This is a genomic window from Atlantibacter sp. (assembly GCF_032062175.1).
In the GTDB taxonomy this organism is placed as follows: domain Bacteria; phylum Pseudomonadota; class Gammaproteobacteria; order Enterobacterales; family Enterobacteriaceae; genus Atlantibacter.
The window spans coordinates 1-18,611 of sequence record NZ_DAMBQK010000021.1 but is presented as its reverse complement, the minus strand read 5'-3'; the positions used below and the strand labels follow the sequence as shown (position 1 = coordinate 18,611).

The 18,611-nt window shown below is 56.1% G+C and carries 18 protein-coding genes; 12 read left to right on the top strand and 6 right to left on the bottom strand.

What is annotated here, in order from left to right; genetic code table 11:
- Nucleotides 1-23: 23 nt before the first annotated feature.
- Genes urtA through urtE form a run of 5 tightly spaced genes read left to right on the top strand, consistent with a single transcriptional unit; the run spans nt 24 to nt 5,505 of the window.
- The gene (gene urtA, locus RT120_RS16805; protein ID WP_312984363.1) at nt 24-1,295 is read left to right on the top strand and encodes an urea ABC transporter substrate-binding protein; all 1,272 of its coding nucleotides are present in this window, start codon (nt 24-26) and stop codon (nt 1,293-1,295) included.
- Between the two features lie 60 nt (nt 1,296-1,355).
- On the top strand, nt 1,356-2,927 hold the full coding sequence (gene urtB, locus RT120_RS16800) for an urea ABC transporter permease subunit UrtB (RefSeq protein ID WP_312984483.1): 1,572 nt from the start codon (nt 1,356-1,358) through the stop codon (nt 2,925-2,927).
- The gene (gene urtC, locus RT120_RS16795) at nt 2,927-4,000 is read left to right on the top strand and encodes an urea ABC transporter permease subunit UrtC (RefSeq protein WP_312984481.1); all 1,074 of its coding nucleotides are present in this window, start codon (nt 2,927-2,929) and stop codon (nt 3,998-4,000) included. Before urtB ends, urtC begins: the two co-directional genes overlap by 1 nt.
- On the top strand, nt 4,000-4,797 hold the full coding sequence (gene urtD / locus RT120_RS16790) for an urea ABC transporter ATP-binding protein UrtD (protein WP_312984479.1): 798 nt from the start codon (nt 4,000-4,002) through the stop codon (nt 4,795-4,797). Before urtC ends, urtD begins: the two co-directional genes overlap by 1 nt.
- A 9-nt stretch (nt 4,798-4,806) precedes the next feature.
- The gene (gene urtE / locus RT120_RS16785) at nt 4,807-5,505 is read left to right on the top strand and encodes an urea ABC transporter ATP-binding subunit UrtE (RefSeq protein ID WP_312984361.1); all 699 of its coding nucleotides are present in this window, start codon (nt 4,807-4,809) and stop codon (nt 5,503-5,505) included.
- Between the two features lie 34 nt (nt 5,506-5,539).
- On the opposite strand, the gene RT120_RS16780 is transcribed toward urtE, so the two are convergent.
- Nucleotides 5,540-5,749, bottom strand: a complete 210-nt coding sequence (locus RT120_RS16780) for a type II toxin-antitoxin system MqsA family antitoxin (protein ID WP_312984359.1) — start codon at nt 5,747-5,749, stop codon at nt 5,540-5,542.
- 86 nt (nt 5,750-5,835) lie between these two features.
- Nucleotides 5,836-7,026: an efflux MFS transporter YdeE gene (gene ydeE / locus RT120_RS16775; protein WP_312984357.1), complete on the bottom strand. Its 1,191-nt coding sequence runs from the start codon at nt 7,024-7,026 to the stop codon at nt 5,836-5,838.
- 199 nt (nt 7,027-7,225) lie between these two features.
- Here ydeE and eamA point away from each other — a divergent pair, with 199 nt between their 5' ends.
- Complete coding sequence (gene eamA / locus RT120_RS16770) at nt 7,226-8,122, top strand: O-acetylserine/cysteine exporter (RefSeq protein ID WP_312984355.1); 897 nt, start codon at nt 7,226-7,228, stop codon at nt 8,120-8,122.
- A gap of 34 nt (nt 8,123-8,156) precedes the next feature.
- Here eamA and marB read toward each other — a convergent pair whose 3' ends face one another.
- The 3 genes from marB to marR are packed head-to-tail and all read right to left on the bottom strand — an operon-like array spanning nt 8,157 to nt 9,228.
- Entirely contained in the window at nt 8,157-8,360 is a 204-nt protein-coding gene (gene marB / locus RT120_RS16765) for a multiple antibiotic resistance regulatory protein MarB (protein ID WP_312984353.1), read from the bottom strand.
- Nucleotides 8,361-8,401: 41 nt separating this feature from the next.
- A complete protein-coding gene (gene marA / locus RT120_RS16760) occupies nt 8,402-8,776 on the bottom strand; it encodes an MDR efflux pump AcrAB transcriptional activator MarA (protein WP_312984351.1) in 375 nt (124 codons plus the stop codon).
- Nucleotides 8,777-8,793: 17 nt separating this feature from the next.
- Nucleotides 8,794-9,228 carry a multiple antibiotic resistance transcriptional regulator MarR gene (gene marR / locus RT120_RS16755; RefSeq protein WP_312984477.1) on the bottom strand — a complete coding sequence of 145 codons (435 nt, stop codon included), beginning with the start codon at nt 9,226-9,228 and terminating at the stop codon, nt 8,794-8,796.
- A gap of 264 nt (nt 9,229-9,492) precedes the next feature.
- Between marR and RT120_RS16750 the strand changes: the two genes are divergently transcribed.
- Entirely contained in the window at nt 9,493-10,164 is a 672-nt protein-coding gene (locus RT120_RS16750) for a MarC family NAAT transporter (protein ID WP_312984349.1), read from the top strand.
- An 80-nt stretch (nt 10,165-10,244) separates the two neighbouring features.
- Here the strand turns inward: RT120_RS16750 and RT120_RS16745 are convergent, their stop codons facing one another.
- On the bottom strand, nt 10,245-11,450 hold the full coding sequence (locus RT120_RS16745; RefSeq protein WP_312984347.1) for a sugar transporter: 1,206 nt from the start codon (nt 11,448-11,450) through the stop codon (nt 10,245-10,247).
- 527 nt (nt 11,451-11,977) lie between these two features.
- Here RT120_RS16745 and tdcB point away from each other — a divergent pair.
- The 5 genes from tdcB to RT120_RS16720 are packed head-to-tail and all read left to right on the top strand — an operon-like array spanning nt 11,978 to nt 18,366.
- Nucleotides 11,978-12,970, top strand: coding sequence for a bifunctional threonine ammonia-lyase/L-serine ammonia-lyase TdcB (gene tdcB, locus RT120_RS16740; RefSeq protein ID WP_312984345.1), 993 nt, complete (start codon nt 11,978-11,980; stop codon nt 12,968-12,970).
- Between the two features lie 24 nt (nt 12,971-12,994).
- Complete coding sequence (gene tdcC / locus RT120_RS16735) at nt 12,995-14,329, top strand: threonine/serine transporter TdcC (RefSeq protein WP_312984343.1); 1,335 nt, start codon at nt 12,995-12,997, stop codon at nt 14,327-14,329.
- A 53-nt stretch (nt 14,330-14,382) separates the two neighbouring features.
- Complete coding sequence (tdcD, locus tag RT120_RS16730) at nt 14,383-15,591, top strand: propionate kinase (RefSeq protein ID WP_312984341.1); 1,209 nt, start codon at nt 14,383-14,385, stop codon at nt 15,589-15,591.
- A 41-nt stretch (nt 15,592-15,632) separates the two neighbouring features.
- Nucleotides 15,633-17,924 carry a formate C-acetyltransferase gene (gene pflB, locus RT120_RS16725; protein ID WP_312984339.1) on the top strand — a complete coding sequence of 764 codons (2,292 nt, stop codon included), beginning with the start codon at nt 15,633-15,635 and terminating at the stop codon, nt 17,922-17,924.
- Nucleotides 17,925-17,976: 52 nt separating this feature from the next.
- On the top strand, nt 17,977-18,366 hold the full coding sequence (locus RT120_RS16720) for a RidA family protein (protein WP_312984337.1): 390 nt from the start codon (nt 17,977-17,979) through the stop codon (nt 18,364-18,366).
- Nucleotides 18,367-18,611: the final 245 nt, after the last annotated feature.

Below are 18,611 nucleotides of genomic sequence, written 5' to 3'. Positions count from 1 at the left end.
CACAATTTTTCGGAGTGATCTTTATGCAACGACGTACCTTGTTAAAAGCGTTTGCCCTCTGCGCATCGGTGTCGGCGATGGGCATGACCTTCAGCGTTCAGGCTGCGGATACCATCAAAGTGGGGATTATGCACTCGCTGTCCGGCACGATGGCGATCTCCGAGACGCCGCTGAAAAACGTGGCGCTGATGACCATCGACGAGATCAACGCCAAAGGCGGCGTTCTGGGTAAAAAACTCGAACCGGTAGTCGTCGACCCGGCATCCAACTGGCCGCTGTTCGCGGAGAAAGCCCGCCAGCTACTGAGCCAGGATAAAGTCGACGTGGTATTCGGCTGCTGGACCTCGGTATCGCGCAAATCGGTGCTGCCGGTGTTTGAGGAGCTGAACGGGCTGCTGTTCTACCCGGTGCAGTATGAAGGCGAAGAGATGTCGCCGAACGTGTTCTACACCGGGGCCGCGCCGAACCAGCAGGCGATCCCGGCGGTGGAATACCTGATGAGCGAAGACGGCGGCGGCGCGAAGCGCTTCTTCCTGCTGGGCACCGACTATGTGTACCCGCGTACCACCAACAAAATCCTGCGTTCGTTCCTGCACTCCAAAGGCGTGGCGGATAAGGATATCGAAGAGGTCTACACCCCGTTTGGCCACAGCGATTACCAAACCATTGTGGCTAACATCAAGAAATTCTCGGCGGCTGGCAAAACGGCGGTGATCTCCACCATCAACGGTGACTCCAACGTGCCGTTCTATAAAGAGCTGGCTAACCAGGCGGTGAAAGCCACCGACGTGCCGGTGGTGGCGTTCTCGGTGGGCGAAGAGGAACTGCGCGGCATCGACACCAAACCGCTGGTCGGCAATCTCGCGGCGTGGAACTACTTTGAATCGGTGGATAACCCCACCAATACCCAGTTTGTCGCCGCGTACAAAGCCTGGGCCAAAGCCAATAAGGTGCCGAACGCCGATAGCGTAGTGACCAACGATCCGATGGAAGCCACCTGGGTGGGCATCCATATGTGGGCCCAGGCGGTCGAGAAAGCGGGTACCACCGATGTGGATAAAGTGCGCGCCGCCATGGCCGGGCAAACCGTCAAGGCCCCGTCCGGCTTTACCCTGACCATGGACGCCACCAACCATCATCTTCACAAGCCGGTGATGATTGGCGAGATCGAGGGTAACGGTCAGTTCAACGTGGTGTGGCAGACCGAACAGCCGGTACGCGCCCAGCCCTGGAGCCCGTTTATCGCCGGTAACGACAAAAAATCCGACCAGCCGGTGAAAACCGCCAGCAACTAAGACGTATGCCTCCCGGCGACGGGAGGCTGTGTGACGCAGAGCCGATGCGGAGACGCGATGATGAAATTCGCCACCTTGTGGTATGTGCTGTGGGTGATGCTGCTGCTACCGGCACGGGCATGGGCCGCCGATGGCGATGACTTTGGGCGGGCCAACCGTAGCGAACAGGCGAAAATGCTGGAAGCCTGGGGCACGGCGCCCGAACCCAGCCGGTTACCGTTTTTAACAGCGCTGGCCGCTGAGCGGGTGGTGCTGGATAGCCATAAACAGGTTTTTGACGAAAACGCCGGAACCCTGACACCGTTGGGCGATGCCGCTGCGCCAGCGGGGGAAACGCAAAAGCTGCGCCTGACCAACCGGCTACGCAATCTGGCGGCAGCCGCGCTGGCGTCGCACTATCTTGTGAGTGACAACGTCACGGAACGATTGCGCGCAGCCCAGACGTTGCAGCGTGACGCCAGCCCGGAAATGGCCGCGCTGCTGGAAACCCGTCGCCAGCAGGAAACCGATGGCGCGGTGCGCGAGGCGCTGATTACCGCGCTGGCGCTGCTCAATCTTAATCATTCTCAACCCGCTATCCGCCTGGCGGCGGTGCAGCAGCTTGAAAGCTCCGGCTCGCCGCAGGTACAGGCGCGGCTGCAACCGTTAACCGACCCCCACAACGAAAGCGACGCCGACGTGCGCGCCCAGGCGGAAAAAAGCGTTAAGGCCATCGGCCAGCGCCTGATGTGGGGCGAGCTGGCGGGCCAGGCGTTTATGGGCCTGTCGCTGGGGTCGATTCTGCTGCTGGCGGCGCTGGGCCTTGCGATCACCTACGGGCTATTGGGGGTGATCAATATGGCCCACGGCGAAATGCTGATGCTGGGCGCGTACAGCACCTGGCTTACCCAGAACGCCTTCGCCGCCTGGGCGCCGCAGTGGCTGGCACTCTATCCGCTGGTGGCGCTGCCGGTGGCGTTTCTGGTCACGGCGGGGATCGGCATGGCGCTGGAGCGTAGCGTGATCCGCCATCTTTACGGGCGACCGCTGGAGACACTGCTCGCCACCTGGGGCATCAGCCTGATGCTGATCCAGATTGTGCGGAGGGTGTTCGGGGCGCAAAACGTTGAAGTGGCGAACCCGGCGTGGCTCTCCGGCGGTATTCAGGTATTGCCGAACCTGATCCTGCCGTGGAACCGGGTGGCGGTGATTGGCTTTGTGCTGCTGGTGCTGGCCTTTACCTGGCTACTGCTCAACCGCACCCGGCTGGGGATGAACGTGCGGGCGGTAACCCAGAACCGCGCGATGGCGGCGTGCTGCGGCGTACCGGAAGGGCGCGTGGATATGCTGGCGTTCGGCCTGGGTTCCGGCATCGCCGGGCTGGGCGGCGTGGCGCTGTCGCAGCTGGGCAACGTCGGCCCGGAACTTGGCCAGGGTTACATTATCGATTCGTTTTTAGTGGTGGTACTGGGCGGCGTCGGCCAGCTGGCAGGCAGCGTGGCGGCGGCGTTCAGCCTCGGCATCCTGAATAAAATCCTCGAACCGCAGCTCGGCGCGGTATTGGGCAAGATCCTGATCCTGCTGTTGATTGTGCTGTTTATCCAGAAACGCCCCCAGGGCCTGTTTGCACTCAAAGGGAGGGTTGTCGAATGATTAGCCTGCCGTTAACCACTGCCGCCACCCGGCGGCGGCCAAAACTGAGCCTGGCGCTGGGCGGCGCGATGCTGGCGGCACTGCTGGTGCTGCCGTTCCTGGCGCTGCTGCCCGCCGCGCACCCGCTGCACCTGTCGGAGTGGATGCTGACGCTGGTAGGCAAAATCCTCTGCTACGCCATCATGGCGGTGGCGCTGGATCTGGTGTGGGGCTACGCCGGGATGCTGTCGCTGGGCCACGGACTGTTTTTCGCCCTCGGCGGCTACGCCATGGGGATGTACTTGATGCGCCAGGCTGCCGGAGACGGGCTGCCGGGGTTTATGAGCTTCTTATCCTGGAGCGAATTGCCCTGGTACTGGTTCGGCACCAGTAGTTTCCTCTGGACGCTGATGCTGGTTGTGCTGGTGCCGGGCCTGCTGGCGCTGCTGTTTGGCTACTTCGCGTTTCGCTCGAAAATCAAAGGCGTTTACTTCTCGATCATGACCCAGGCACTCACCTGGGCCGGAATGCTGCTGTTTTTCCGCAATGAAACCGGCTTCGGCGGTAATAACGGTTTTACCGGGTTTACCACGCTGCTCGGGATGCCGGTCACCGCCACCGGCACGCGAATCGGGCTGTTTGTCGCCACGGTGCTGGTGTTAACCCTCAGCCTGGCGATCGGCTGGCTGCTGGCGAAAAGCAAATTTGGCCGGGTGCTGACGGCGGTGCGCGACGCGGAAAGCCGCCTGACGTTCTGCGGTTACGATCCTAAAGGCTTTAAGCTGCTGGTTTGGACGCTGTCGGCGGTGCTGTGCGGGCTGGCAGGGGCGCTGTATGTGCCGCAGGTGGGCATTATTAACCCTGGCGAAATGTCGCCTACTAACTCCATCGAGGCAGCGATCTGGGTGGCGCTGGGCGGGCGCGGCACGCTGATCGGCCCGGTGATCGGCGCGGGTCTGGTCAACGGCGCAAAAAGCCTGTTCACCGTGGTGATGCCCGAATACTGGCTGCTGTTTCTTGGGCTGATGTTTATTCTGGTGACGCGCTTTTTACCGCGCGGCGTAGTGGGTGTGATTAAGCGAGGCAAACAATGATGCAACCAGATGAAGGGCTGTTTACCCGCCAGCAGATGACCGATCGCTACCGTTCACAAACCGACCCGGTACTGCAACTGGAAAATATCAACGTCAGTTTCGACGGGTTTAAGGCGCTGACCGATCTCAGTTTGCAGATTGGCGTCGGTGAATTGCGCTGCATTATCGGCCCCAACGGCGCAGGGAAAACCACGTTGATGGATGTGATCACCGGGAAAACCCGGCCCCAAAGCGGGCGGGCAATTTATGACCAGTCCACTGACTTAACCGCGCTGTCGTCAATCGATATCGCCCGCCAGGGCATCGGGCGAAAATTTCAGAAGCCAACGGTGTTTGAAGCCCTGAGCGTGTTTGAAAATCTCGAACTGGCGCAGAAAGGCGATAAATCGGTGTGGGGCACGCTGCGGGCGCGGCTCAGCGGTGAAAAGCGTGACCGCATCGACGAAGTTTTAAGCCTGCTGCGGCTTAACGCCGAACGCCATCGCGCTGCGGGTACGCTATCCCACGGACAAAAGCAGTTTCTGGAGATCGGCATGTTGCTGATTCAGGAGCCGCATCTGCTGTTGCTGGATGAGCCTGCTGCGGGCATGACCGACGCGGAAACCGAATACAGCGCTGAGCTGTTCCGCACGCTGGCGGGCAAGCATTCGCTGATGGTAGTGGAGCACGATATGGGCTTTGTGGAGACCATCGCCGACCGGGTGACGGTGCTGCATCAGGGGCAGGTGCTGGCGGAAGGGTCGCTGCGCGAGGTACAGAACAACGAGCAGGTTATCGACGTCTATTTAGGGCGCTAAGGAGCGGGCATGTTAATGGTAAGCGGTGTGAATCAATATTACGGCGGTAGCCATATTCTGCGCGGCGTGTCGTTCGAGGTGCAGCCCGGCGAGGTGACCTGCCTGCTGGGGCGTAACGGCGTAGGGAAAAGCACCTTGCTGAAGTGCCTGATGGGGCTGATCGCCGCCCGTTCCGGCGACGTTCACTTTCAGGATAAAAACATCACCCGCCTGAAGCCGCACCAGCGGGTGCGGGCAGGCATGGCGTATGTGCCCCAGGGCCGGGAAATATTCCCACGCTTAACGGTGGAGGAAAATTTGCTGATGGGGCTGTCGCGCTTCACCGGTCGCGACGCGCGCACTGTTCCTGAGGAAATCTACGCGCTATTCCCGGTGCTGCACGAGATGAAACAGCGGCGCGGCGGCGATCTCTCCGGCGGCCAACAGCAGCAGTTGGCGATTGGTCGGGCGCTGGCCTGCCGCCCTCAGTTGCTGATTCTGGATGAACCGACGGAGGGCATTCAGCCTTCGGTGATTAAACAGATCGGCGCAGTGATTGCTGAACTGGCGAAGCGCGGGGATATGGCGATATTGCTGGTGGAGCAGTTTTACGACTTCGCCGCCGAACTGGCGGACAGCTATCTGGTGATGTCGCGCGGCGAAATTATCCAGCGCGGCGCGGGCAACCAGATGGAGCAGGATGGGGTCAGGGGGCTGGTGGCGATTTAAGCCGGGCGATGGCCCGGCAATTGACTGAAACAGATTAGACAGAATTATGTTCTTCTGACTTCAACTTTGCGGCCTGGCTACAGAAAGCCTCGCATTCTTCCGGAGAGAAGATAATTTCACCGCATTTATCGCAATACTCGCCGGAAATGCCGTTAAGCGTTGTCTTTCCGGTTTGATGTTTATAAGGCAGATCGCGGGTCACATGGGTTAAATAACCGCCGCCGCAAATTAAACATTTCTTCATTATCATTCCTTAAAGGATTGACTCAGTTGGTTGTTAACCGCGCAGATCTTATATCTGCAAAGTTTAAAAAGGCATCTGCCTGAATCTTAAACACACCCCGTTACCGTCGCCGCTCGCGGCGCGCGCATCCCTTTCAGCATCAGCAGGTACGCGCCCGTCGTCGCCACCATCAGAATAGCGAACAGTGACCAGGGCGGCAGGTGAGTTAAGATAATCCCGGTGACCAGTGGGTTGAGCGCGCCGCCGAGCCAGCCCAGCGACTGGGCCGAGAAGTAGCTGGCTTTCAAACCGTTGGGCGCGATGTTATCCACCAGCATGTATTCGCCAGGCGCGAAGATGAGTTCCCCAAAGGTAAACACGGCGGCAGACAGCCCCCAAATCCAGAGATTGGCACCGGCAAACATAAATCCGCCAAGCCCCAGCAGGAAAAACAGTGTGCCCAGCAGCATCAGGCGCTTGAGGTTTTCGGCACGTATACGTTTCCCCACCATGTACTGTAACGACACCACCACCGCCGCGTTCACCGGCAGCACCACGCCTATGACGGTTTCCGCCAGCCGGTTGTCTGCTACCACCATGACGTACTGCGCGATGCAGGAGGCAAAAGAGCCAAATACCAGCGAGCCGAGAAACGCCGAAAGCGTGAAATAAATCAGCGCGCGGTCCTGCAACAATACGGCGATGACGTTGCGCTTTTCGCCGTTATGCTCAGAAAAGGTATGCAGCGGTTTCACGCAGCACTGGATCAGCACAAACGGGAGCGAACTGCTGATGGCCGCCAGCCAGAACGGCATATTCACGCCGTAAAGCAGCAACCAGGTGCCGAGTGGCGGCCCGATAGTCCAACCGATATTTAAAAAGGTGTAGTTCAACGAAAAGACTTTGGCTTTTACCGCCGGGGTGAGGGTGTCGGAAAAGTAGCTTTTCAATACCGTGGCGAATACCGAATAGGCGCAGTTCACCAGTGAAAACCACGCCACCACCAGTGCGGCATGATGCGTGAGCGGAATGGCCACAAAGCCGCCGACAAACACGGCGATGGCCAACAGCATATAGCGTTTTTTCTCGAAGCGGTCGGCCAGGATGCCGAATCCCAGGCTAAAGAAAACGCCCACCGTCAGGGCGATACTCATGGCAATACCAATCTGGTCCACCGGCATCGCGTACTGGCGATTTAAATAGATGGACATAAAGGGCAGCGTCGCGCCGCGTCCGATGGTTAACAGGAGCGATGAGGCGAGCAGTGCGCCAATAGAAAATGTGTGCCTGGGCTGCATATTGTAATCTTTTTGTAATTAACAGTGGGTTGTGCTGCGGTTGTTATGCCATCAAGCAATACCACGGCATACCGGCGTTGTACACCCAGCCCTTTGTTCTGGCGTGCTTTTTAACAAGGCATATTTTGGTGATGCCTTTTTGTAAAGTTTTGCGGTAGGGTGAAGTGTTAACACTTTTTTAATTATTTTGGGGCAGGGTATGACACGTAAAGATGGGCTACTGGCGCTGCTGGTGGTGACGGTGTGGGGAGTCAATTTTGTTGTCATCAAGTGGGGGCTGCACGCCATGCCCCCGTTGCTGCTGGCGGGGTTACGTTTTCTGCTGGTCGCTTTTCCGGCGCTGTTTTTTGTCGCCCGTCCGAAAGTCCCGCTACGCCTGCTGCTGGGTTATGGATTGACCATCAGCTTTGGGCAGTTCGCCTTTCTGTTCTGTGCCATTAAATTCGGTATGCCTGCCGGGCTGGCGTCGCTGGTGCTTCAGGCCCAGGCGTTTTTCACCATTATTCTCGGGGCGTTGACCTTTGGCGAACGCCTACAGTCGCGCCAGATGGCGGGAATTCTGCTGGCGGTCGTCGGCGTGCTGGTGCTGATTGAAGCCAGCCTCACCGGCGAGCACGTGCCGCTGCTGGGCTTTATCCTGACGCTGGGCGGGGCCTTTAGCTGGGCCTGCGGCAATATTTTTAATAAGAAGATTATGCAGCACGACGCGCGCCCGGCGGTAATGTCACTGGTGGTGTGGAGCGCCCTGATCCCCATCGCGCCGTTTTTGGTGGCCAGTATGCTGCTGGACGGCCCAACTACGGTGGTGTTGAGCCTGATGCATATCGACATGGTGACGATCCTGTCGCTGTTGTACCTGGCGTTTGGCGCAACCATTGTGGGGTACGGGATTTGGGGCACGCTGTTAGGGCGTTATGAAACCTGGCGCGTAGCGCCGCTGTCGCTGCTGGTGCCGGTGGTTGGGCTGGCCAGTGCGGCGTTGTTATTAGATGAGCGGCTGTCGTGGTTGCAGATGTGCGGGGCGGTGCTGGTTATGGCGGGGCTGTATATCAATGTGTTTGGCTTCCCAATGGCGCGCAAAACGCGCCGGGTGTGAGTGACCCTGGCGGGCATAAAGGCCGCCAGCAAACTCAGTTGTAGTACGCCACCCCAAGCTCATCAGACTTATCGCTGCCCGCGCCGCGATGGTTGAAATCATACGGTGAGGTGCAGTTGGTGGTGGACGTCAGCATCGGGTCGCGGGCTTCCTGATGGCTAAAGCCAGTGGATTGCTCCGCCGCAGCACAGCCTGTCGCCAGTACCAGCAGGGCGCAGGCTGCTAAGACGTATTTCATGATTTCCTCAGTCACGTTCGAAACGCGAAGTTATTGCAGGTTTAATGATGGATTCGGTGTAAATACAGCGCATCGTTCGCGGTGGCATTCACGCGGAACTTATGCGGCGGCAGCGAAAAATAGTTTTTGAACGTGCGGGTTAAGGTTTGCTGCGATTCAAACCCATAGCGCTCCGCCAAAAACAGGATCGGTTCGTTGCTGCTTTTCAACTGCTGTGCGATTTCAGTCAGTTTGCGATTACGGATGTATTGGCCTAATGAATGGCCGGTTTCTTTTTTGAACATCCGTTGCAGGTGCCATTTCGAATAACCTGAGCGTTCGGACACCTTCTCCAGTGAAAGCGGGGACTCCAGATTCTCTTCAATCCAGTCCAAAATGCTATGAATCGTCACCGCATCATTGTTACGTCTGGACATCGTCTTATCTCCGTCGATTACGGCAGAACCTTCTTGAGCAGGTATTCAAGGGTTGCCACTTCTTCTGCCGTCATATTTTTAGTTAATTCTTGATGCAGGGTTTGCCCTACTAATTGATGACATTGCTCACACAGCGCAGCGCCCTCAGGCGTTAACTGGATCAGTACGCCGCGCTTGTCGTTGGGGTTCGGCAAGCGTTCGATCCAGCCTTTGCAGACCAGGCGGTCAAGCATGCGGGTCAGGGCGCCTAAATCTACCGATAGCACCTTTTTCAGCTCCACCGGCGTAATGGAACCTCCACAGCGTATGGAACACAGCACTTTGAACTGCGCGGCGGTGATATCCATCGGGGAGAGGTAGTCATTAAGCAAACGATCTTTTTTCTGATTCACCAGATGGATCAGGCGACCCAGCGGGATGATGTTATTAAACAGATCGTCGGGATGATTCACGGTGGTTGCCCAGGCAAGTAGATTAGTCACGGCAGATATTATTGCCCAGGCAAATATAAGTCAACTGAATGAAAAGAAGATGACACGATCTGCTAAAACGTTTCATAAGTTAAACTTTTAACGGCGAAATGTTACTCGCGCCAGAAGGGAGTTAGGCAGCAAACCGGGTTTGTAAAGAACACGACGAAACCTTACGCTTTGATGATGGTATCCCGGCGCGGGCCTCCTTATACTCCGCCTGCCATTCACAGGAAGAGGATTGATATGCTGGAATTATTTAAGGCTCTGGGGCTTGGGCTGGTGGTGCTGTTACCGCTGGCAAACCCGCTCACCACCGTGGCGCTGTTTTTGGGTTTATCCGGCCATATGAGCAGCGCCGAGCGCAACCGCACGGCGCTGATGACGTCGATTAACGTGGTGGTCATCATGCTGGTGGCGTGGTACGCCGGTCAGCTGGTGATGGATACCTTCGGCATTTCGATTCCCGGTTTGCGTATTGCAGGCGGCTTGATTGTGGCGTTTATTGGTTTTCGGATGCTGTTCCCGCCAGCTAAAGGCCATGAAGCCCCGGAGGTGCAGAGCAAAGCCGAAGAGATCCATCAGGAGCCGGACACCAATATTGCCTTTGTACCGCTGGCGATGCCGAGTACCGCCGGGCCTGGCACCATTGCGATGATCATCAGTTCCGCCTCCACGCTGCGCCATTCCGATGCGTTTCCGGCCTGGATTGTCGCCGTTGCGCCGCCGCTGCTGTTTATCATTATCGGCATTATTCTCTGGGGCAGTTTGCGGAGCTCCGGCGCGGTAATGCGCGTGGTGGGTAAGGGCGGCATTGAAGCGATATCACGCCTGATGGGCTTCCTGCTGGTCTGTATGGGCGTGCAGTTTATTATTAACGGCGTGCTTGAGATTGTGGCCAGCTATCACGGAGGGTAAGCAACCACCGGAGAAAATCCGCGCCCGCCTGGCCAGGCACCCGTGGTTCACCTGGCAGGCGAGCGTGATGAAACGCGTGCTTAGTTCGGGTTAACCTGGCGGGGCGGCTCTTCCAGCGACACCGGCCAGCGGCGAAAAATAATCACTGCCCAACCCAGCGCTGCCAGCGCGGGGATCGCGCCGATATAGCCCACCGAGTCCATTGAAAGATTCATGCTCACCAGGTTGCCGACCAGCGCGCCCGCGCCGATGCCAATATTAAAAATGCCGGAAAACAGCGACATCGCCACATCGGTGGCGTCCGGGGCCAGTGCCAGCACTTTCACCTGCATCCCCAGTGCGATCAGCATAATCGCCACCCCCCAGAAGGCGCACAGCGCGGTCAGCGACCAGGTGTTACGGCTGGCGGGCAACAGCAGAAGCAGGCAGCACACCAGCAAGGCTATCGCCATACCGATCAGCAGCGAGGCGTGCTGGTTGCCCAGTTTGCCGAAAATCACGCTACCGATAATGCCGGTAAAGCCCAGCACCAGCAGCATATATGTCGCGAAGTTTTCGCTCAGCCCCGCCACGGTCTGCACAAACGGCTCGATATAGCTGTAGGCGGTAAAGTGCGCGGTCACAACCACTACCGTCAGAATATAAATACTGATTAACGCCGGACGGCGGAACAATACCGGCAGGCTTTTTAATGAACCGGAGTGCTCGCTCGGCAGTTTCGGCAGCAGGCGTGCCAGACACACCAGGGTAATTAATGCGCCCATCCCGATGGCGAAAAAGGTGGTACGCCAGCCGAAGTACTGCCCGACCACGCGGCCAATCGGGATACCCAGCACGGATGCCAGCGCGGTGCCGGTGGCGATCAGGCTTAGCGCCTGGGCGCGTTTGCCCGCCGGGGCCAGGCGGATCGCCAGCGAGGCGGTAATCGACCAGAAAATCGCATGAGCGAATGCAATGCCAACGCGGCTGATAACCAGTACTTCAAAATTCCAGGCCAGAAACGACACAATATGGCTGGCGATAAACACCACAAACAGCGCAATCAACAGTTTGCGACGCTCAATCTGGCTGGTAAGCAGCATAAAGGGCAGGGACATCAACCCCACCACCCAGGCGTAAATCGTCAGCATGATGCCCGCCTGGGCGCTTTGCATACCAAAGCTGCTGGCGATGTCCGACAGTAAACCCACCGGCACAAACTCGGTGGTGTTAAAGATGAATGCGGCGACAGCAAGCGTAACCACCCGCAGCCACGCGGTTTTGCGTGAGACTGTGTTGTTTGTCATAGAGAAGTATCGCGATGGTTAAGAAATGGTGGGAGTACGGCGATCATAAAACCATCACTCCGGTGAATTCAATCTTTTTGTGACCCGAATCTCATTTTTAACTGCAAGGAAGGACGTGTAAAAATCGGCAAAACTTGCTTGCAGAAAAAACGTTGGCTGAAAAACATTCAGGCTGCTTATGATCATGAATTCACCCATAAGTAAATAATATGTTAATGATTGGTGAGTTGTGTAATTTATAATTTATTTAAAAGCGCTGTATTTAATTCACGAATTAACTTTCGATTTAAATTTAAACATATTGCTCCTAAAGAGGTATTACTATTTTTATTTAATTCGCATTAGTTAAATTAATCCGAAATTATTAAAATGTCGACCCCGTAGCATTTTCTTAATTAATTACTCTCCGAAAACATTGACCGGGGGCGTTTTGACGTGTGTGTCACATTAATGGTGGTGGATGTACCTTAGGATCGCCGCGTCTTGAAAATAAAACTCTGTATCAGACGGCTACGAAAGGATTTACCATGATAACCTACGATAATCTTCCACTGACCATCCATGACATAATGGAAGCCCGCACCCGTCTTAATGGGCGCATCTATAAAACCGGTCAACCGCGTTCCAATTATTTAAGCGAACGTTGCAAGGGAGAAATATTTCTTAAATTTGAAAACATGCAACGCACCGGGTCATTTAAAATTCGTGGAGCCTTTAATAAATTAAGTTCGTTAACTGAAGATGAAAAGCGTCAGGGTGTAGTCGCGTGCTCAGCAGGCAACCATGCTCAGGGTGTTTCTCTTTCTTGCGCCATGCTGGGAATTAACGGAAAGGTGGTCATGCCTTCCTGCGCGCCGAAATCAAAAGTGGCCGCAACCACCGATTATTCTGCGGAAGTGATTCTGCACGGAAATAGCTTTAACGAAACAATCGCTAAAGCCAGTGAAATTATGGAAATGGAAGGGCGCTTATTTATCCCGCCATTTGATGACGAAAAAGTCATCGCCGGCCAGGGCACAATTGGCCTTGAAATCCTTGAAGATTTATACGATGTGGATAACGTTATTGTGCCAATCGGCGGCGGCGGACTGATTGCCGGCGTAGCGCTGGCGATTAAATCCATCAACCCGCGCATTAATATTATCGGCGTACAGTCAGAAAACGTTCACGGAATGGCGTCTTCTTATTATGCCGGCCACATTACCAATCACCGTAATGCCGGAACGTTAGCCGACGGCTGTGATGTCGCGCGTCCGGGCATTTTAACGTATGAAATCGTTAAAGATCTGGTCACGGATATTGTACTGGTCACCGAAGAAGAGATTCGTTCCAGTATGGTTCACCTGATCCAGAGAAATAAAATTATCACTGAAGGGGCAGGGGCTTTAGCCAGCGCTGCATTATTAAGCGGCAAGCTTGATCATTATATCCAGGGTAAGAAAACCGTTAGCATTATTTCCGGTGGCAATATTGACCTGTCGCGCGTATCGCAAATTACCGGTCTTGAAACCACTCACTAATAATTTTTGTACAGGATACTTCAAATGAGTTTGGATAATACTGTTGTAACCGGTCAGAAAGCGTCGGGCTTCGCCTGGCGTAAATCTGACACCACGTGGACACTCGGTCTGTTTGGTACGGCAATCGGCGCTGGGGTATTATTTTTCCCGATTCGCGCCGGTTTCGGTGGCTTAATTCCAATTTTATTAATGTTAGTGCTGGCTTACCCGATCGCTTTTTATTGCCACCGCGCGCTGGCTCGCTTGTGCCTGTCCGGCAGTAACCCATCGGGCAACATCACCGAAACCGTCGAAGAGCACTTCGGTAAAACCGGCGGCGTGGTGATTACGTTCCTGTACTTCTTCGCGATTTGCCCGCTGCTGTGGATCTATGGCGTAACCATCACCAACACCTTTATGACGTTCTGGGTTAACCAGCTTGGCATGGAACCGTTGAACCGCGGCTTTGTGGCGCTGTTCCTGCTGCTGCTGATGGCATTCGTTATCTGGTTTGGTAAAGACCTGATGGTGAAAGTCATGAGCTTCCTGGTATTCCCGTTCATCGCCAGCCTGGTGCTGATTTCCCTGTCGCTGATCCCTTACTGGAACGGTGCGGTGATCGAGCAGGCCAGCGTCGCGGATATCTCCCTGCTGGGTCATGACGGTATTCTGGTCACCGTATGGTTGGGTATCTCCATCATGGTGTTCTCCTTTAACTTCTCGCCGATTGTCTCTTCTTTCGTGGTGTCTAAACGCGAAGAGTACGAAGGCGAATTCGGTAAAGAGTACACCGAGAAGAAATGCTCCCAGATTATCTCCCGCGCCAGCATGTTGATGGTCGCCGTGGTGATGTTCTTTGCCTTCAGCTGCCTGTTCACGCTGTCTCCGGCCAACATGGCGGAAGCCAAAGCGCAGAACATTCCGGTGCTGTCTTACCTGGCTAACCACTTTGCCTCTATGAGCGGAACCAAATCGACGTTCGCAACCGTTCTGGAGTATGCCGCGTCCCTGATTGCGCTGGTGGCGATTTTCAAATCGTTCTTCGGCCACTACCTGGGCACCCTGGAAGGTCTGAACGGCCTGATCCTGAAGTTTGGTTACCAGGGCGACAAAAACAAAATCTCTGAAAGCAAACTGAACACCATCAGCATGGTCTTCATCATGGGTTCCACCTGGGTTGTGGCTTACGCGAACCCGAACATCCTGGACCTGATTGAAGCTATGGGTGCGCCGATTATCGCTTCTCTGCTGTGCCTGCTGCCGATGTACGCGATTGGTAAAACCCCGGCGATGGCGAAATACAAAGGTCGTGCGGATAACTTCTTCGTGACCGTGATTGGCCTGCTGACCATCCTGAACATCGCTTACAAACTGTTCTAATCCCCACTCTATTAACCTCAAAGCCCACCCGAAAGGGTGGGCGGAGCAGTGTAATGAACGTAGATTCTGTAGTCCTTGTTATTAATTGTGGCTCGTCGTCGATCAAATTTTCCGTTTTAGACGTTGAGCATTGCGACGTGGTTCTCTCCGGCATTGCCGACAGCATTGGTTCTGACAATGCCTTCCTGGTGGTGGATAAAACCACTGAAATTAAACTTGCTGACAGCACCTACGACGCCGCGCTGGCGGCTATTGCCGGGGAGCTGGATAAGCGCCAGTTAATGGATGCGGTGACGTTAATCGGCCATCGCATCGCCCACGGCGGCGAGATTTTTAGCGACGCGGTGATCATCACCGATGACGTCATCAAGCAAATCAAGAAAGTCTCACCGCTGGCACCGCTCCACAACTACGCCAACCTGGCGGGTGTGGAAGCTGCGCGCCATCTGTTCCCCGGTTTGCCGCAGGTCGCGGTGTTCGATACCGGTTTCCATCAAACCTTAAAGCCTGAAGCTTATCTCTACGGTCTGCCTTATCAGTACGCAGAACAGCACGGCGTGCGCCGCTACGGATTCCACGGCACCTCGCACCGCTATGTCGCCAGCGAAGCCGTTGCGCTGCTTAATCTGGATGAGAACGATGCCGGGCTGGTGATTGCCCATCTGGGCAACGGCGCATCCATTTGCGCGGTGCAGGATGGTAAAAGCGTCGATACCTCTATGGGCATGACCCCGCTGGAAGGGCTGATTATGGGGACCCGCAGCGGCGATGTGGATTTCGGTGCGCTGGCCTATCTCGCGCGCCAGACCGGTCAGAGCCTGGAAGATCTGGAGCGGGTGGTGAATAAATCTTCCGGGCTGCTTGGCCTGTCGGGTTTGTCGTCGGATTTACGCGTGCTGGAGCAGGCGTACCACGACGGCCACGCGGGCGCACAGCGCGCGATTGGCGCGTTTGTCCACCGCATTGCCCGCCATATCGGCGGCCATGCCAGTTCGCTACGCCGTCTGGATGGGGTGATCTTCACCGGCGGGATCGGCGAGAACTCGGTGCTTATCCGCCATCTGGTGATTGAACGCCTGAAGGTGTTTGGCATTGAGGTAGACGAGGCCAAAAACGCCCAGCCGAACCGCGTGGGGCCGCGTGTGGTCTCTGGCGCACAGTCACGCGCCGTTGCGGCGGTGATCCCCACCAATGAAGAAAAAATGATCGCTCAGGACGCTATCCGCCTGGGCCGCCAGGTTTCACAGCCTGAATTTGCCTGATATCGAATTATTTAATCTGTACCGTACAGAGGGAGTTTGTAATGAAGGTTGATGTAGCGTTAAACGACACGTATCTCGACGCCTGGCAGGGCTTTGCTGGCTCTGACTGGCAGGAAACCATTAACGTCCGCGATTTTATTCAGCATAACTACACCCCGTATGAAGGGGACGAAAGCTTCCTCGCTGATGCGACGCCGGCTACCGTGCAGCTGTGGGAAAAGGTTATGGAAGGCATCCGCAAGGAGAACGCCACCCATGCGCCGGTAGATTTCGATACCAACGTCGCCACCACCATTACCGCCCACGGGCCGGGTTACATTGAGCAGCGGCTGGAAAAAATCGTCGGTCTGCAAACCGATCAGCCGCTGAAGCGTGCGCTGCACCCCTACGGCGGCGTGAATATGATTAAAAGTTCTTTCGATGCCTATGGCCGCGAAATGGACAAAGATTTCGAGTACACCTTCACTCATCTGCGTAAAACCCATAATCAGGGTGTATTTGACGTTTATTCCCCGGATATGCTGCGCTGCCGTAAATCCGGCGTGCTGACCGGCTTGCCGGACGGCTATGGCCGTGGGCGCATTATCGGTGATTACCGCCGCGTGGCGCTGTACGGTACGGCGTATTTGATCCGCGAACGCGAATTGCAGTTTGCCGATCTGCAACCCCGGCTGGAGCGGGGCGAAGATCTGGAAGCAACGATTCGTCTGCGTGAAGAACTGGCGGAACACCGTCGTGCGCTGCAACAAATCACCGAGATGGCCGGTAACTACGGCTTCGACGTGTCCCGCCCAGCGCGTAACGCCCAGGAAGCGGTGCAGTGGCTGTACTTTGGCTATCTGGCAGCGGTGAAATCGCAGAACGGCGGCGCGATGTCGCTGGGCCGCACCGCGACGTTCCTTGATATCTACATTGAGCGCGACATCAAAGCGGGCGTACTGAATGAGATTCAGGCCCAGGAGCTGATCGACCATTTCATTATGAAAATCCGCATGGTGCGCTTCCTGCGCACCCCGGAATTCGACACCCTGTTCTCCGGCGACCCGATTTGGGCTACCGAAGTGATCGGCGGGATGGGGCTGGATGGCCGCACCCTGGTGACCAAAAACTCATTCCGCTACCTGAATACCCTGCACACCATGGGCCCATCGCCGGAGCCGAACCTGACCATTCTGTGGTCGGAAGCGCTGCCGAAAGCGTTTAAAGCCTATGCGGCGAAAGTCTCTATCGACACGTCTTCATTACAGTATGAAAACGACGACTTAATGCGCCCGGATTTTGAAAGCGACGATTACGCCATTGCCTGCTGCGTCAGCCCGATGGTGATCGGCAAGCAGATGCAGTTCTTCGGCGCGCGCGCCAACCTCGCGAAAACGCTGTTGTACTGCATCAACGGCGGCATGGATGAGAAGCTGAAAATCCAGGTTGGCCCGAAAACGCCGATGATCATGGATGAGGTGCTGGATTACGACACCGTAATGGCAAGCCTCGACAACTTTATGGACTGGCTGGCGGTGCAGTACGTTAGCGCCCTGAACCTGATCCACTACATGCATGATAAGTACAGCTACGAAGCCTCGCTGATGGCGCTGCACGACCGCGATGTGCACCGCACCATGGCCTGCGGCATCGCCGGGCTATCGGTGGCGGTGGATTCGCTGTCGGCCATTAAATATGCCCGCGTGATGCCGGTGCGCGATCACAACGGTCTGGCGCTGGATTTTGTGATTGAAGGGGAATACCCGCAATACGGCAATAACGACGACCGCGTTGACAGCATCGCCTGCGACCTGGTATCGCGCTTTATGCAAAAAATCCAGGCGCTGCCGACCTACCGCAACGCGGTGCCGACCCAGTCGATCCTGACGATTACCTCCAACGTGGTGTACGGCCAGAAAACCGGCAATACCCCGGATGGCCGCCGTGGCGGCACGCCGTTCGCGCCGGGTGCCAACCCGATGCATGGCCGCGATCGCAAAGGCGCAGTGGCATCGCTAACGTCGGTGGCGAAACTGCCGTTCAAATACGCCAAAGACGGGATTTCTTACACCTTCTCTATTGTTCCGGCGGCGCTGGGTAAAGACGAGATGGCGCGGAAGAACAACCTGGTGGGGCTGCTGGACGGGTATTTCCATCATGACGTGGCGATTGAGGGCGGACAGCACCTTAACGTCAACGTGATGAACCGCGAAATGCTGTTGGACGCTATCGATCACCCGGAAAAATACCCAACCCTGACGATCCGCGTTTCCGGCTATGCGGTGCGCTTTAACGCGCTGACCCGCGAGCAGCAGCAGGATGTGGTGTCCAGGACCTTTACCAGCGCTCTGTAATTATTGCGTGCGGCGGCAAGCCGCACGTTTACCTTTTTTTAAAGGAGTGAGTATGACAACGACCATTATTTCGACCAACACAGCTCCGGCAGCCATCGGCCCGTACGTCCAGGGTGTGGATATGGGCAGTTTCGTCTTTACTTCCGGGCAGATCCCGCTGTGCCCCGAGACGGGTGCGATCGCGGCGGACATTGAGGCGCAAACGCTTCAGTCGTTACATAACGTCAAAGGGATTATCGAAGCGGCGGGGCTGACGGTGAATAACATCATTAAGACTACCGTGTTTGTGAAAGACCTGGCGGATTTTGAGGCGGTGAACCGCGTGTATAACGGGTTCTTTATGGAGCACAACGCGAACTTCCCGGCGCGGTCGTGTGTGGAAGTGGCGCGTTTGCCGAAAGATGTGAAGATTGAAATCGAGGCGATTGCAGTACGTCCGTAAGTGTAGGTTTTCATTTTTTCATTTGTAGTACCCTGGTTGCTCCCGTCATGAGGCGGGAGCTTTTTTTTTGCCTGGGGGCAGGGGGGCTTTGTTTAGGGGAGTTGTTCCGGTCAGTGGGAGGGTTCCGTTTAGTTTGTTCAGTGGAATTGTTCCGTTCGCCTGGGCTGTCGAGTCCGTCTTAAGCGCAGGTGTACGCGAACGGGTTGGGGGCGCTCGCCGCCGCGCCCCCAACACCCCCGGCTCCC